General features: G+C 48.7%; 17 protein-coding genes and 1 pseudogene. All 18 read left to right on the forward strand.

Features of this window, described 5'->3' with window-relative positions; translation table 11 throughout:
* The first annotated feature begins 101 nt into the window (after positions 1–101).
* Positions 102–257, forward strand: a complete 156-nt coding sequence (locus tag B5F29_RS16390; RefSeq protein ID WP_162608354.1) for a hypothetical protein — start codon at positions 102–104, stop codon at positions 255–257.
* Between the two features lies 1 nt (position 258).
* The gene (locus B5F29_RS03440; RefSeq protein ID WP_087153285.1) at positions 259–975 is read left to right on the forward strand and encodes an ATP-binding cassette domain-containing protein; all 717 of its coding nucleotides are present in this window, start codon (positions 259–261) and stop codon (positions 973–975) included.
* Entirely contained in the window at positions 959–2095 is a 1137-nt protein-coding gene (locus B5F29_RS03445; RefSeq protein ID WP_087153286.1) for a hypothetical protein, read from the forward strand. The genes B5F29_RS03440 and B5F29_RS03445 overlap by 17 nt, the downstream gene beginning before the upstream one ends.
* Before the next feature lie 136 nt (positions 2096–2231).
* On the forward strand, positions 2232–2420 hold the full coding sequence (locus tag B5F29_RS03450; protein ID WP_087153287.1) for a DUF6472 family protein: 189 nt from the start codon (positions 2232–2234) through the stop codon (positions 2418–2420).
* A gap of 139 nt (positions 2421–2559) precedes the next feature.
* Positions 2560–2859: a hypothetical protein gene (locus B5F29_RS16395; protein WP_162608341.1), complete on the forward strand. Its 300-nt coding sequence runs from the start codon at positions 2560–2562 to the stop codon at positions 2857–2859.
* A 19-nt stretch (positions 2860–2878) separates the two neighbouring features.
* Positions 2879–3272 (forward strand): annotated as a pseudogene (gene rhuM, locus B5F29_RS17135) (RhuM family protein); the annotation flags it as partial.
* Positions 3273–3470: 198 nt separating this feature from the next.
* Positions 3471–4781, forward strand: a complete 1311-nt coding sequence (locus tag B5F29_RS03465; protein ID WP_087153289.1) for an MATE family efflux transporter — start codon at positions 3471–3473, stop codon at positions 4779–4781.
* 300 nt (positions 4782–5081) lie between these two features.
* A complete protein-coding gene (locus B5F29_RS03470; protein WP_087153290.1) occupies positions 5082–5504 on the forward strand; it encodes a MarR family winged helix-turn-helix transcriptional regulator in 423 nt (140 codons plus the stop codon).
* Positions 5505–5635: 131 nt separating this feature from the next.
* Complete coding sequence (locus B5F29_RS03475; protein WP_087153291.1) at positions 5636–7372, forward strand: ABC transporter ATP-binding protein; 1737 nt, start codon at positions 5636–5638, stop codon at positions 7370–7372.
* Positions 7369–9141, forward strand: a complete 1773-nt coding sequence (locus B5F29_RS03480; RefSeq protein ID WP_087153292.1) for an ABC transporter ATP-binding protein — start codon at positions 7369–7371, stop codon at positions 9139–9141. The genes B5F29_RS03475 and B5F29_RS03480 overlap by 4 nt, the downstream gene beginning before the upstream one ends.
* A gap of 58 nt (positions 9142–9199) precedes the next feature.
* Positions 9200–9694: a GNAT family N-acetyltransferase gene (locus tag B5F29_RS03485; protein ID WP_087153293.1), complete on the forward strand. Its 495-nt coding sequence runs from the start codon at positions 9200–9202 to the stop codon at positions 9692–9694.
* Positions 9695–9816: 122 nt separating this feature from the next.
* Entirely contained in the window at positions 9817–10023 is a 207-nt protein-coding gene (locus B5F29_RS03490) for a 4Fe-4S binding protein (RefSeq protein WP_087153474.1), read from the forward strand.
* Positions 10020–10610 carry a 4Fe-4S binding protein gene (locus tag B5F29_RS03495; RefSeq protein ID WP_087153294.1) on the forward strand — a complete coding sequence of 197 codons (591 nt, stop codon included), beginning with the start codon at positions 10020–10022 and terminating at the stop codon, positions 10608–10610. The genes B5F29_RS03490 and B5F29_RS03495 overlap by 4 nt, the downstream gene beginning before the upstream one ends.
* A 57-nt stretch (positions 10611–10667) precedes the next feature.
* Positions 10668–11219, forward strand: a complete 552-nt coding sequence (locus B5F29_RS03500; RefSeq protein ID WP_087153475.1) for a flavodoxin domain-containing protein — start codon at positions 10668–10670, stop codon at positions 11217–11219.
* Entirely contained in the window at positions 11216–12091 is an 876-nt protein-coding gene (locus tag B5F29_RS03505) for a DUF1848 domain-containing protein (protein ID WP_087153295.1), read from the forward strand. The genes B5F29_RS03500 and B5F29_RS03505 overlap by 4 nt, the downstream gene beginning before the upstream one ends.
* Before the next feature lie 28 nt (positions 12092–12119).
* The gene (locus B5F29_RS03510) at positions 12120–14261 is read left to right on the forward strand and encodes a CRISPR-associated helicase/endonuclease Cas3 (protein WP_087153296.1); all 2142 of its coding nucleotides are present in this window, start codon (positions 12120–12122) and stop codon (positions 14259–14261) included.
* A gap of 281 nt (positions 14262–14542) precedes the next feature.
* Entirely contained in the window at positions 14543–15010 is a 468-nt protein-coding gene (locus B5F29_RS03515; protein ID WP_087153297.1) for a DUF3990 domain-containing protein, read from the forward strand.
* Positions 14994–15434: a hypothetical protein gene (locus B5F29_RS03520; RefSeq protein WP_087153298.1), complete on the forward strand. Its 441-nt coding sequence runs from the start codon at positions 14994–14996 to the stop codon at positions 15432–15434. Before B5F29_RS03515 ends, B5F29_RS03520 begins: the two co-directional genes overlap by 17 nt.
* Positions 15435–15454: the final 20 nt, after the last annotated feature.

Below are 15454 nucleotides of genomic sequence, written 5' to 3' on the forward strand. Positions count from 1 at the left end.
TCGAGGACAAAAAAATGCCGTTTGCGGACATTTCCGCAGAACGGCGTTTTTTTGTCTATGATAAAGCCATAAAAGGAAAAAGTTATGGAGGAGAATGGATTATGAAACATGTGTATTTTCGAATTGCAATGACCTTATTGTGGGTAGTGGTTGGAGTGATCAGCATGAATCCCCTGTTCCTGATCGTGGGAGCTGTCTTCGGATGGAGCGCTTATGATCTCTGGAAAAAAACAAGAGACGGCGGAGAGGGACGATAGGATGGATGCTTCCTGTTTGATGGTCCGGAATCTGCAGGCCTGGTACATGCCGCAGAGGAGGGTGCTTTACGGCCTTTCCATGGAGCTGAAAAAACACGAGGCGGTGGGGCTGATCGGCTGGAACGGCGCCGGAAAGACGACGCTGATCAGGGCTTTGTCGGGACTTTTGAAAAATTGCCGGGCAGATGAGGTTCGAAGCGGTTCCCGGCCGGTGGATTTCCGGGATGAAGCGTTCAAATATTATCGTTATACCGTATTCGATGAGGATCATTCATTTGCATACTTTACGTTTCGGGAGTATTTTTCTTATGTCTGCAGGGCGTATGGGAAAACAGGAAAAGATATGCCTGATCCGGGTGAAATAGTGGAAGGCTTTCATTTCACGGAATATCAGGATGTATGGATGAAAGAATTGTCCACGGGAAACCGGAAAAAAGCGTTCCTGATCACTGGGTTCGCGCTGAAACCGGAGCTCCTTCTCCTGGACGAGCCGGTGAACGGACTGGACTTTCAGAGCACGGAATATTTATACCGGCTGATCCGGAGTTATAAGGCATACGGGACGGTCTTGTTTGCCTCTCATGTACTGGAGAGCATCACACTCACGTCGGACCGGGTGCTGGTATTGGAACATGGCCGGATCGGCCGTACTTTTGAGAAAGAGCAGATAGACGCGGATGAGATCAGGGAGGCGCTGCGGGATGAGGATGATGTTTGAGAGCTTTGCCAGGGGACTGCTTGGAATCCGGTACAGGCGGGTGTTTCGGGAGATGGCAGTGTGCGCGCTGCTGTTCTGGGCACTTCGTTCCACCGGGTATCGGGTAAGGATCGCATCGGAGGTTTTATATATCATGAGCATGCTCTGCGCGGCAGGCGTCATGTGGAGGACGGTTTCTTCCGCAGAAAATGCCGGTCATCTGGACGGCCTGCTGATGTTGCCCTTTCACCGGCAAAAGCTGGTATTTGCCTGTGTGGGAGCCTGCGGGATCTATACGCTGTTTACCGCGGTCATGCCTCTGACGGCGGCGCTTGCGGCAGTGGCGGTGCAGGGACCCGCAGAGTGGGCGCTGTCTTGGCTCTGCGCGGGAAACGGAATCGGTATGGCGGCGGCAGTCTGGCTGTACAGAAAACATAAGGCCCTGATGGTGTGCTGGGGAGTTTTCCAGATAATGGGGATCTTTTGCCTGGAGACGGGTTTTTTATGGTGTCTGCTGGCAGGAAACTTAATGCTGGTTTTATTATTATTGGCAAAAGCGGATGCTTATGAACTGCGCCCGTATGCGGAAAAGGGAAAAGCCCGGAGAACGGGATCGGGGAAATATGCGGTATTTCGTTATTTTGTCCGTTATCTGACCGCGCATAAAAATTATCTGGTCAATACGGGAATGCTGGCGGTGGTGGCTGCCGCTTTGCCGTTCTTTTTTCAGGGGATGGACAGACAGTTCGTTCTGCCCATCGGTTTCGCGATCCTTTCCCTGAATACGCCTTTGGGCGTTCTGTTATCCTGCGATCCTTCCCTGGAACGGGCCGTCCGTTCACTGCCTGGGCAGATCCGGGGATTTTTTGCGCCGTACGGCGTGTTCGTATTTCTCTGTAATGGCGCGTTGGATCTGGTTTTTCTGGGGAGCTGGCAGATCTGCGGAAACCGGACCTTGCCTGCGGATTATGGCATGGCGGTATTATTCTGTGCCCTGGGGGCGGCGGGAACTGTTTTCATGGAATATTTTTTCCCGATCAGAGGGTGGAAGACGGAAAACGATCTGTGGAGGCATCCGAGGAAATATGTGGTTCCGGCGGCGCTTCTGCTGGCGGCGGGCATCGTCAGTGAAATAATTTAACCATTCGCCTTGCAATACCCCACCCGCCGGTCTATACTACGCTTATGGACTCAGGTTGGAGGAACATGGAAGATGTCGCAGGTGTATCTGGGGATATTCCGGCGGGAAGAAGACAGAGGTGCAGAGGAGAGTGAACATGGCAGATAAAAGATCGACAAGCTGTGAAACTTGCGCATTTTACGTCTATGACGATGAATACGGGGCGTATCTGTGCGATATGAACATGGACGAGGACGACTATGTGAGGATCATGACGGACAGGCATTATCAGTGCCCGTATTATCGGAACGGGGACGAGTATGCCGTGGTCAGAAAGCAGATGTAGTAAACGTGCAGTGGAATTTGGAGGGTGCCATTATGGATTTTAAACTATTTATGGATTCAGTTGAAAAATCTCTCTCTGATTAAAACCGAGGAGGAACTCCGGGACTGGGTCAGAAACTATGCCCGCAGCATTCCGGAAGATGAACGCGAAAGTTTTCTGGAACAGATGTTTCAAACTGTTGACGGAGATTATATCTGACGGGCGCGCCCAGGATCCGGATTTCGCAAAAGAGCTTTATCTTCTGGACGACGGAACGGATTATGTACATGACCTGCAGGGATGGCTGGAAGATTATCTTGACGAGCTGGATATCCGCTTCCTGTCGGAAAATTTCGCACGGTGGCCTTTGGCAGCAATGCGCCCACCTGGCATATTGCTTTGCTGGATTTGCCGCAAGCACGCCGAGCGCCGTGTTTTGCAGTCCGCAGTGCAAGAATAAATATAATGTTTGAAAGAGCAGGGCAACACAGTTCCGGCAATGGGCAACAAAGGTGCTGGACACTTTTGCTAAGCAGGGATATGTCTTAGATAAAAGCAGGCTGATCAACGGTCAAATCTTCGATGAGGATTATTTTGACCATCTGATTTCCGAAATACAGGAAATCAGGGCCAGCGAGCGTCGTTTCTACCAGAAAATCACGGACATTTATGCCACTGTCGTTGATTACTCCGTTGACAATCAGATTACGAAAGATTTTTTTGCGACGGTACAGAGCTGAAATTTTGCAGGACAAGGGAAAGGTTACTGCAGCAATCGCCAAGACTTTTGCAGAAAGTGAATTTGAGCAGTATCGAATTATCCAAGATCGTCTGTATCAGAGCGATTTTGACCGTTTAGTTGCTGACGCATAACTAAATCAAAAATAAGATTTATCTTTTTTCAAAAGGATGGGGGTATAGAAAAGCTGCATTTATTTTATTGACTTTAAAAATTGTACGTGCTACAATACAGCTGCTTGTCAGAGGACTTGCAATCAATCAGATTGTTGAAGTGGGATAAGGCCATTTGGGTTTTGTCCCACTTCTTTTTTGTTGTTATGGAGGTGTTTTATGAACAAGAGAACAAAGTCCCTGTATGGTTATATTTTCCCGGCAGTCGGCGGTCTGTTTATGACTTATCTTTACAATGTGGTAGACGGTATTTTCGTCGGCCAGGGTGTCGGGGCCGCAGCGCTGGGCGCTGTCAATATCGGCGTGCCGTTTATTACGTTTGTAGTTGCTGTGGCTGCCATGTTTCCTATGGGAGGAGCAACGGTAGTCGCAATCCGTATGGGACGGGGAGACGATAAGGGAGCAAATCATGCTTTTATGACTTCTTTTGTCCTGACTGTACTGGTATCTGTCGTTCTTATGATAGTAGGTATGGTATTTTCGGAGCATATAATAGACATAAGCGGAGGATATAAACTCAGCAGTGAAATGAGGGAAATGGCAGTAGATTATTTATTTTATTATTCTGCTTTCTCCATTCCCATGTTAATGAGTACATGTCTGTCTGTTTTTGTGAGAAATGATGGCTCGCCCGCGTTGTCATTTATTGGAATGGGGGTTGGCGCTGCCGCAAATATTTTTCTTGACTGGCTGTTTATATTTCCGCTGGGTATGGGAGTGGTCGGCGCGGCGATCGCTTCTGGTCTGGGGCAGGTTTTTGCAGTGCTGGTCCTGCTCAGCCATTTTGTCTTTAAGAAAGGGAGACTGCGTATCAGACCTTTCTCTATAAACTTTTCATTGGTACAGAAGATTTGCAGGAGGGGTGTCCCGGAAGCAGTATCGCAGCTTAACACGCCGGTTACTGCGTTCTGCTATAATCTGGTGCTGGCTCATCTGATTGGTGATATAGGTGTTTCGACGTTCAGTGTGTTAAGCTTTATCTATTCTCTCGCAAACGCAATACTTTCGGGTGTAGCACAAGGAATCCAGCCCCTTTGGGGAAACAGTTATGGGGAACGGAATACATCAGAATTAAATGCTTTGCTTCGGCGCGGACTATCGGTCAATATCCTGCTGTCTGCTGTGATCTATTGTTTATTATTTGTTTTTGATGAAGCTATCATCCGTATTTTTAACCAAGACCCGGTATTGGTGCAGGCAGCTGCACAGGCCCTGCCTGTTTTCAGCCTGTCATTTATTCCTATGGCATTGAACCTGATTTACACAGCATTTCTGTTTTCTACCAAGAGGACTGCACAGGCTGATGCGATCGCGCTGAGCCGCGGGATTATTGTAAAAGCGATAACTATTTTGGGTATTCCTCTTTTATTGGGAGACAGCGCGGTCTGGTTGGCGCCATTTTTGGCTGAAGCAATCACACTCATTCTTGCCGCTGCGTTAACGAAGACAACGAAACTGGTTTATAAATGAGACCAGATAGTTTGAAAATGAATGCTATTGCTTGCTATATGCTTCAAAATTACATAATTACTTGTAACGAGAAAGATTATTGCAATTCGGAAATCCCGGCAGTGAATCCGAATGACTTTCTGAAAGCGCTGAGTGAAATTCCTGAAAAATTTTAAAAAGCGCTTGACAGTCATTCCTCTTTGCACTATAGTAGCAACTGTCCGAAATCATAATATCCGATTTTTTATATAATGATGGGAGGCGGTAAAAACGAAGGAAAAAAAATGCCGCGAGACACTGAAGGTTTTCCGGGAAACGACGATGGAACTGGATAATCTGTATTCTTTTTTTCCGAAATCCTGTGGTCTTTCGGAGCCGGAGTACTGGTCGCTGCTTTTGATCCATGACGGAGTGGAGACGCAGAGCCGGATCAGCGAGCAGCTGTTTATGAGCCGGCAGACGTTGAATTCCGCGTTTAAACAACTGGTGAAAAAAGGCTTAATTGTTTTGGAGCCTTATGAAGATAACCAGAGAACCAAACGCGCGGTTCTGACCCCATCGGGGGATCGTCTGGTGGAGGAACAGGTCACACGGATGCACCGGATCGAAGAGCAGGCCTGGGAGAAGTTCAGCCAGGAGGAAAGCGAAGCGCTGGCGCGACTGACCCGGAAGTACACAGATGTACTCGGAGAGATACTGGAACCCCTGAAAAAGGGTTCTGATTTCAAAAGTAAAACAGTATGACAATCATCGGAGGGTATGCAGCCGCAGCTGTAATATCGGAGAAGATGTCGAGTGCGCTCGGTTATTTGAAAACAGATAACCGGGCGCTATTTTTTTGTCATAAGATTTGATGTTTGAGAGGATGAATAAGTATGAAACTGATTATGCGATTTTTAAAACCACATCGGAAACTTTTTATAGTCACCGTGCTTCTGCTGATCCTGGATGTGGTGGGAGCGCTGTTTATCCCTACGCTTTCAGCGGAAATGCTGAATATGGGAACTTCCGGAAGTTCCTTTTCCGAACTGCTGAATACCGGCGTGCAGATGGCGGCGGTTTCGCTTCTGTCGGGGGCCTGTGCGATCCTTGGCGGATACACCTGTGCTGTGCTTTCTGCGCGGATCGGCAAGGACATACGTATGGCGATTTACGAAAAATCCCTGAAGCTGTCCGTATTTGATTTCCGGCAGTTCGGAACAGCGTCGATTACAACCAGAACGGTTTCGGATATCAACACGATCCAGATGGCGCTGAGCAGTACGATCCAGATGATCCTTCCGGTTCCGGTCATCTGCGTGATCGCGCTGGCGCTCTGCTTCTATCTGGATGTGCAGATGGGTCTGATTCTTCTGATTGCCGTATTCATCGTGCTTCTTCTGGCATGGGGGATCATGTACAGCGCGGCTCCGCTGTTTAAACGGCTGCAGAAACTGTTGGACCGGATGTCCACGGTGCTGCTGGAGAATCTTACCGGAGTGCGTGTGGTACGCGCCTTTAACAATGAAAACCGGGAAGAAAACCGTATGAGTACGGCGTTTGCGGCTTATGCGGAAACGTCTATCAAAGCAAACCGGCGTTTCGCGAACCTGGACGGAATCTCATTCTTTTTCATTAACTTGTTCGTAGTGATCGTTTACTGGCTCAGCGGCGGCAAAATAGCCGGAGGGAATTTTCAGATCGGCGATATCACCGCGACGATCAGCTATGCCATGATGGTGATGTTCTTCCTGATGATGGCTCAGATGGTGATTCTGACGCTGCCCCGTGCGCTGGAATGCTGTGACCGTATTCAGGAGGTATTGGATCATAGTCCGGAGATCCAGGATCTGGTGACCGAAAACCCGGAAGAACCGGCTGACAGGAAAGAAAATGTGCTGGAATTCCGTGATGTATCGTTCCGGTTCGCGGATGCGGAGGAGAATACGCTGAACCATCTGAACTTCTCCTGCCGGAGAGGGGAGACCACTGCGATCATCGCAGGAACGGGCAGCGGAAAATCCACAGTCGCGTCCCTGATTCTGCGGTTCCACGATGTGACGGAAGGCCAGGTATGCCTGAACGGAACGGATGTAAGAGATATGACGCAGAGTTTTCTGCGGGATCATCTTGCCTATGTACAGCAGAAAGCATGGCTGTTCTCCGGTACGATTGCGTCGAATCTCCGCTACAGCCGGAAGGACGCTGCGGATGAGGAACTGATGCATGCCGCGGATGTGGCACAGGCGGGCGATTTTATCCGTTCCCTGCCTGACGGTCTGAATTCCTTTGTTGCCCAGGGAGGAACGAACTTCTCCGGAGGGCAGAAACAGCGCCTCTCCATCGCCAGGGCGTTAGTGAAAAAACCGGAGCTGTATATTTTCGACGACAGCTTCTCCGCGCTGGACTTCAAGACCGATGCGGCGCTGCGAAAAGCGCTGGCGGAGGAGACGAAAGACGCGGCGGTGCTGATCATCGCCCAGCGTGTGAGCACGATCCGTCATGCGCACCAGATCGTAGTGCTGCATGAGGGCGAGATGGTAGGACTGGGCACCCATGAGGAACTGATCGAAAACTGCCCGGTGTACCGTGAGATTTATGAATCCCAGACAAAGGAGGCTCAGGAAGCATGAGTAATATCAAAAAGCAGAATACCGTGATCCGGCTGTTCAGCCACCTGCATTCCCAGCGCATCCGGCTGACGGTCGTGGCGGTTTCCATCATTATCTATGTGGGCTTAAGCATCTGGAATCCCATGTACAGCGCGATTGTGATCGACCATCTGTGGCAGAGCGTGCAGGCGTCCTGGAAAAGCGGAACCGCCTTTGCCATCACCTGGGACAATATGGGGCGCGAACTGGTGCAGCTTACTGTACAATATTTCTTTACCTGGATTTTTTATTACCTGCAGTCTTATCTGATGGCCAACGTGGCGGAAAACCTGGTTCTGGATCTGAGAAAACAGGTAGCGGCAAAGCTGAACCGTCTGCCTCTGCGGTTCTTTGACCAGAACATGGCGGGCGAGATCCTGAGCCGCGTCACCAGCGACCTGGATAAGATCACGGAGGTTCTCCAGACCGGTCTTCTGAAACTGATCGTGGCCATCGGTACGATCATCGGTTCGCTGATTGTCATGTTTTACTACAGTGTGCCGCTGACCTGTATCTTCCTGCTCTTTATGCTGGTCAGCGTGGTGATTACGCAGATTGTATCGTCAAAGAGCTTGAGATACGCGGGCGAGCAGCAGGAGACCATCGGCGTGCTGACCGGTATTGTGGAAGAATTTTATAACGGAAGAGACGTGATCAAGGCATATAATCATGAATCAGAGAGTATCGCCCAGGTGGATACGGCGGCGGAAAATGCCAGTGTGGCGAACCAGAAGGTCAATTTCCTGATCAACTGTGTGAACCCGCTGATCCGTCTGCTGACCCGTCTGTCGAACGTGGTGATTGCGATCATCGCAGGACGGGCAATGCTGAACGGAACTATGACGGTGGGCGTGGTGCAGGCATTCTTCCAGTACATTAACCAGGCGGCAGAGCCGCTGACGGAGGCTTCTTATATGGTCAACTCCCTGCAGGCGGCATTCGCGTCCGCGAAGCGTACATTTGAACTGCTGGATGAAGAAGAGGAGATCCCGGATCCTGCATCTCCGGTGACGCTGGAGCGGGCGAAAGGCGAGATCCAATTTGACAATATCAGCTTCGGATACGATCCGTCCAAGCTCCTGATGAAGGATATCAGCTTCACGGCCCATCCGGGTCAGAAGATTGCAGTGGTGGGAAGTACCGGTGCGGGAAAGACGACGCTGGTAAACCTGCTTATGAGATTTTATGAGATCAACAGCGGGCAGATTTCCATTGACGGAGTGGACGTGGCGAAGATGAGCCGCAGCGGCCTGAGAAAGAATTTTGGTATGGTTTTACAGGATACCTGGCTGTTCGGCGGAACGATTGCAGAAAACATTGCCTACGGAAAACCGGGCGCATCCCGGAAAGAGATCATCGCGGCGGCAAGGGCGGCCAAAGTGGATTACTTTATCCGGACCATGCCGCAGGGCTATGATACGAAGCTGGACAATGAGGCGTCTACCCTGTCCGCAGGACAGAAGCAGCTTCTGACGATTGCCCGGATCTTCCTGTGCAATCCGCCGATCCTGATTCTGGATGAAGCGACTTCCAGCGTGGATACACGTACGGAGGTAGAGATCGGAAAGGCGATGAAGAAACTGATGAGCGGACGTAGCAGTTTTGTGATTGCCCACCGCCTGTCCACGATCCGCGATGCGGATATGATCCTGTTCATGGAACATGGAAACATCATCGAGCAGGGCAGCCACAAAGAACTGCTGAAGAAAAACGGAGCCTATGCGGCGCTGTACTACAGCCAGTTTGAGTAGGCGGGAATCGGATCATGTGCTATACTGAAGCAGAGAATATATCTGCGGAGGTAACGGCATGGAAAATTTAACATTTCGATTTGCTGAAAAAGAGGACGTCAGTAAGATCCTGTATTTTATCCGGGAACTGGCGTCCTATGAGCATATGCTGGATGAAGTGGTGGCAACAGAGGAATTGCTGGAAGAATGGCTGTTCGAAAAGGAAAAAGCGGAGGTGCTGTTTGCGGTAAAGGACGGGGAGGAGATCGGATTTGTCCTGTTTTTCCATAATTTTTCCACATTTCTGGGACGCGCGGGAATCTATCTGGAGGATCTGTATGTAAAACCGGAATGCCGGGGAAACGGATATGGAAAGGCGCTGCTGCAGGAACTGGCGCGGATCGCTCTGGAGCGGGGCTGCGGCAGGCTGGAGTGGTGGTGCCTGGACTGGAATCAGCCAAGTATTGATTTTTATCTTGCCATGGGAGCGGAGCCCATGAAGGACTGGACCGTATACCGGGTGGCAGGAGAAGCGCTGGAAAAACTGGGAGGACGGAAAACGGAATCCGTGTGACTTTATTACATACAAAGGGATGTTTCTCCGATATAATGAAAAAAGGCAATGTGGCAGACAGAGCGGGGCGGGATCAGGCGCGCTCTGTCTGCCGCGAAATATCAGATATTGGAGGAGACAGTATGTTATCAAAGAGACTGGCAGAAGTGGACCGGGCGCGCTGTGTGGCATGCGGCGCGTGCGCACAGGAATGTCCGAAAGGAGCAGTCCGGATTATGAACGGATGCTTCGCCCGGATTCAGGAAGAAATCTGCGTGGGATGCGGGAAATGCGCGAGAATCTGCCCCGCAGGGTGCATTGAGGTGAAAGACCGGGAGGGGCGAAGATGAAAAAACGTTGGTATGATTATCTGTGGATCTGGTCGATTGTTTATTTTGCCCTGGGATTTTTTAACATTCTGTTTGCCTGGCTGGGGATGATCGACTTTCTGCTTCCCTTGGGATTTGCCATATTTGGCGGGAATAAAGGGTTCTGCAACCATTTCTGCGGGAGAGGGCAGCTCTTCGCGAAGCTGGGAGGACAGTTAAAATGCTCCCGGAGGCGTGCGACGCCCCGTTTTCTGACTTCCAGAGGATTTCGATATGGATTCCTGGTCTTTTTCCTGATTATGTTCGGGAATATGGTGTTTCAGACTTATCTGGTGGGAGCCGGAGCCGCGTCGCTCCGGGAGACGATCAAGCTTTTCTGGACGATCCGTGTGCCCTGGGGATGGACGTATACAGCGGGAACGGTACCGGACTGGATCGCCCAGTATAGTTTTGGACTTTACAGCCTGATGTTGACCTCTCTTTTGATCGGGCTGATCGTGATGGTATTCTATAAACCCCGTTCCTGGTGCGCGTTCTGTCCTATGGGGACGATGACACAGGGGATCTGCAGGATACGCGCGAAGGTGACAAAATCTCAGAGATCTTAGTACAGGATGTGGAGAGAAAACCGCGCCGCGTTTTCTGTGCTTGTACAGGAGGAAATCATGGAAAAAGTTGTTGTGATTTATGATTCAAAATATGGTTCTACAGAAAGATATGCCCGGTGGATCGCAGAGGAACTGAGCTGCCCGCTGAAAAAGAGAGCGGAGGCCGGCAAGGATGATCTGAAGAATTATGATGTAATCGTCTATGGGGGCGGCCTGTACGCCGGAGGGGTAAGCGGGATCCGCCTGTTGACCGGCAACGATAAATTCCTTGAAAATAAAAAAGTCATCTTATTTACCTGCGGGCTGGCGGATCCGTCCGACCCGGAGAATGTGAAGCATATCCGGGAAAGTCTGGGCAAGGTTCTGACGCCGGATATGATGGAACGGTTCCGGATCTTTCATCTGCGCGGCGGGATCGATTATGGAAAACTCAGCCTGGTGCACCGCTCTATGATGGGGATGCTGGTCCGCATGATGAAGAAAAAAGATCCGTCGGAACTGGGGGAAGAAGACAGAGAGATTCTGAGAACGTATGGAGGAACTGTGGATTTTGTCAATCTGGAGACGGCGCGCCCTGTGATAGAATGCGCCAGGGAAGCGGCAATATGATCCTGAGTGTCAGCAGAAGAACGGATATTCCCAATCATTATGCGGACTGGTTCCTGAACCGGATCCGGGCAGGAGAACTGTATGTGAAAAATCCTGTGAATGCGAAGCAGATCCGCCGTGTGGACCTGTCGCCGGAAGCGGTGGACTGTATTGTTTTCTGGACGAAGAATCCTTCCGGGATCATAGACCGGCTGGATGAGCTGCACGACTATCATTATTATTTTCAATTCACTCTGACCGGATATGGAAGAGATATAGAGCCGGGACTGCCGGACAAGAAAAAAGTATTGATCCCGCTGTTTCGGAAACTGGCAGACCGGATCGGGAAGGAGCGGGTGGTCTGGCGGTATGATCCGATCCTGATCAATGACAGATATACGGCGGAATATCATGAAAAAGCGTTTTCTCAGATCGCGGAAAGCCTGTCCGGGTATACAGAACGTGTGGTAGTCAGTTTCCTGGATATGTACGCCGGGATTCAGAAAGACATGGGACGGCTTGGCGTGGGAGAAGCGCCGGAAGGGGAGATCCGGAAATTAGCAGGACGGCTGGCGGCCATCGCAGGAGAACATGGACTGGAGATTGTAAGCTGTGCGGAGACGATGGATCTGGAGTCGGAAGGAATCCGCCATGGGAGCTGTATCGACCGGGAACTGATCGAACGGGTCACCGGGAAAAGTCTGCCTGTGAAGAAGGACCGGAACCAGCGCCCGGCCTGCGGCTGCGCAGAGAGCGTGGATGTGGGGGCTTATGATACCTGCCCGAACGGATGCAGGTATTGCTATGCGGTCCGGAGCGCGGCACGGGTGAGGGCGAACAGGGAGAGGTATGATGCGGAGGGGGAGATGCTGTGTGGGGAGCTACAAAAATAGAGGGATATAAGAATCCAAGGGGGATGAAATGGAGTATTTTGCACATGTGGATGAAGGAAACAGAGACAGAAAACAGACATTAAAAGAACACCTGGAAGGAACTGCCGGACTAGCCGCGCAGTTTGCGGAATCATTCGGGAAAAAGGATTGGGGTTACTGCTGCGGGATGCTTCACGATATTGGGAAATATTCAGAAGCATTTCAAAAAAAGCTGGAAGGGAACAGTAACAGGCAGGTTGACCATTCCACGGCTGGCGCACAGGTATGTATGGAAAAAGGCGGTTTATACGGATACATGAGCTACTGTATCGCGGGGCATCATACGGGACTTCCGGATTACGGAAGCTCTTTTGATACGGATGGGACCTTGGAGGCCAGAAAAAGGAAAAAAGTAGATGATTATCAGGCGTATAAGGATGAAATCAGAATCCCGGATGTGAAAACACTGCCCTTTGATCAAAGAACAACAAAGAATCCTGATTTTTCCATGAGTATCTTTATTCGGATGTTATACTCTTGTCTGGTGGATGCTGATTTCTTGGATACAGAGAGATTCATGAAAAATGAACGGGTGGAACGGGATGCGGGGGAAAGCATGGGGGTTCTTCTGGAAAAACTAGATCAGCATATTTCCGGCTGGCTGCAGAATGACGATCTGGAGACAGTGAACGGGAGGCGAACGGAGATTCTGAAGCACTGCCTGGACAGTGGAGAGGCGGAAAAGGGGATGTTTCGTCTGACTGTGCCTACCGGTGGAGGGAAGACGATTGCCTCGTTGGCGTTTGCTTTGAATCATGCAGTGAAACATCAGATGGACCGGGTGATTTATGTGATTCCTTATACCAGTATCATCGAGCAGAACGCCAGTATATTCCGGGATATTCTGGGAGAACGGAACGTATTGGAACATCATTGTAATGTGGATTACAGAGATGCGGAGGAACTGATTCCCATGCAGCTTGCCTCAGAGAACTGGGATAAGCCGGTGGTAGTAACAACAAATGTACAGTTTTTTGAATCTTTGTTTGCAAATAAATCTTCCCGGTGCAGAAAATTGCATAACATTGCGAATAGTGTAATTGTTTTGGATGAAGCACAAATGCTGCCCAATGATTATTTGATTCCATGTACGGCTATGCTGGAAGAACTGGTCAGAAATTATAGATCCAGTGTAGTATTGTGTACTGCTACGCAGCCTGCACTGGATTCTTTTTTTCCAAATATCACGAATATTATAGAGTTGTGTCCCAGGATGGAGGAACAGTTCCGATTTTTTGAGAGGGTGAATTATCAGAATCTGGGTGCGGTATTTGAGGAAGATCTGGTGGGGAGATTGGAAAATGAAAATCAGGCGTTATGCATTGTGAATACCAGAAAACAGGCACAGCGCGTATATCAGCAGTTAAAAGGGGACGGGGTTTATCATCTGTCTACAACCATGTATCCCAAGCATAGATATAGGATTCTGGATAAGATCAGAAAACGTTTGAAGGATCAGAAAAAATGTATCGTCATCTCGACGAGCCTGGTGGAAGCCGGAGTGGATCTGGACTTTGAGACGGTGTACCGGCAGATCGCCGGAGTGGACTCCATCATACAAGCGGCAGGAAGATGCAATCGCGAAGGGAAACGATGCGCGGCAGAAAGTGTGGTGTATCTTTTCTGGTTTGAGGGAAAAGAGTCCGTACCGGGACAAAGGCAGCAGATCGACGTGACCAAGAATCTGCTTGCAGAAGGATGGGAGCTGTCTTCTCAGAAAATGGTGGAAGAATATTTTAAGCGGCTCTATCATTTTCGGGGAGAGGGTTTGGATAAAAAGCGGATCATGGAGGAATTCAGAAAACAAAGGTACAATTTTTCTAAAGTGGGCAAAGAATTTCGGCTGATTGAGGAAAGTATGAAAACGATATATATTCCGCTGGAAGAGGCGGCAAAGCAGCTGCTGCAGAAAATGAAACGCCAGGGATATACAAAGTCGGGGATGCGGGAAGCTGGAAAGTACTGTATCCAGGTGTATGAAAGGGATTTTGATAAATTATATGGTGCGGGGATGATTCAAAGGATTTCTGAAGATATCGAGGATTATTATGAACTGGTGAATTTTTCTCAGTATACAGATGAGATGGGGCTGAGCCTGGATGTGGAGTCGGGGATAGCTATTTTTTCTTGAAAAGTCTGAAGAGAATTTATATCTGTAATAAATGCGGACGGCATCAAAGCAAAATATACTTTGATGCCGTCCTGTTTGCATTACTGTAAATGTCATTATTTCAATCCACAGGATTCCCTGACTAAGAAAGTATAACAGAAGTAAAAAATAACTTCAATAATATTTATAATAACATTTCAATGATATTTAATGTAACCAAATATAAAATAGTATTGCACTTATATATGCAGTGTAGTATAATTAGAAAAAATTAGAAAATAAAAGAAATGAAAGGGAGAAGTATGACTTTATATCATGGAAGCAGAGAAATTGTAGAATATCCAGAAATCAGAAAGGCAAAATTTAATAAGGACTTTTACTTTGGATTTTACTGTACAAAAATTGAAGAGCAGGCAAAACGTTGGGCATCGCGTTATGGAAGTGATGGATATTTGAATAAGTATGAATATATTCCGAATAGCAATTTAAGTTATTTAACATTTCCAGAGATGACAGAAGAGTGGCTGGATTTTGTTGTAGCCTGCCGCAGTGGTAAGGCACATAAATATGATATTGTGGAGGGGCCTATGGCAGATGATACGATCTATAACTATATTCAGAACTTTATAGACGGGAAAATATCTCGGGCAGCATTCTGGGAATTGGTAAAATTCAAATATCCGACTCATCAGATTAGTTTTCATTCAATTTCTGCCCTTGATACATTGACATTTATAGGAAGCGAGGTTGTATATGGGGACAAAAAATAACAATCATTTATTTTTCACATGCAGTCTGATCGAATATATCGGCAGACGGGTGAAAAGGACAAGAAAAGAAGTTGCAGATTTTTTGGGGAAGGACAGAATCGCAAGGATTTATGAATATGCGGATGTATTTCATTGTGAACCTATTGAGAAAGTCGCAGCGGAATTTATGGAAGACAGCGGGATTACAGAGGGGAACTTTGACAATGTAAAAGAATGCAGGTACGTAGTTCCGGATTATTGGGACATCGGAGAGGTATATGAGAGGCTGATAGAAGACTCTTATGAAGATGGGCAGATTGTGGAGGGAATCTGGGAAGTATATCATTCCTGGATCGACGCGCATATCTCGGATTATAATACAGATTTCTATTATCAGCCGCGGGATTATATTGCGGCATGCTATAAGGAAGGAGTGGTACTGTAGATGAAAGAAAGGAAGGGGTA

Source organism: Lachnoclostridium sp. An196 (assembly GCF_002160135.1).
GTDB classification, from domain to species: Bacteria; Bacillota; Clostridia; order Lachnospirales; family Lachnospiraceae; genus Hominiventricola; species Hominiventricola avistercoris.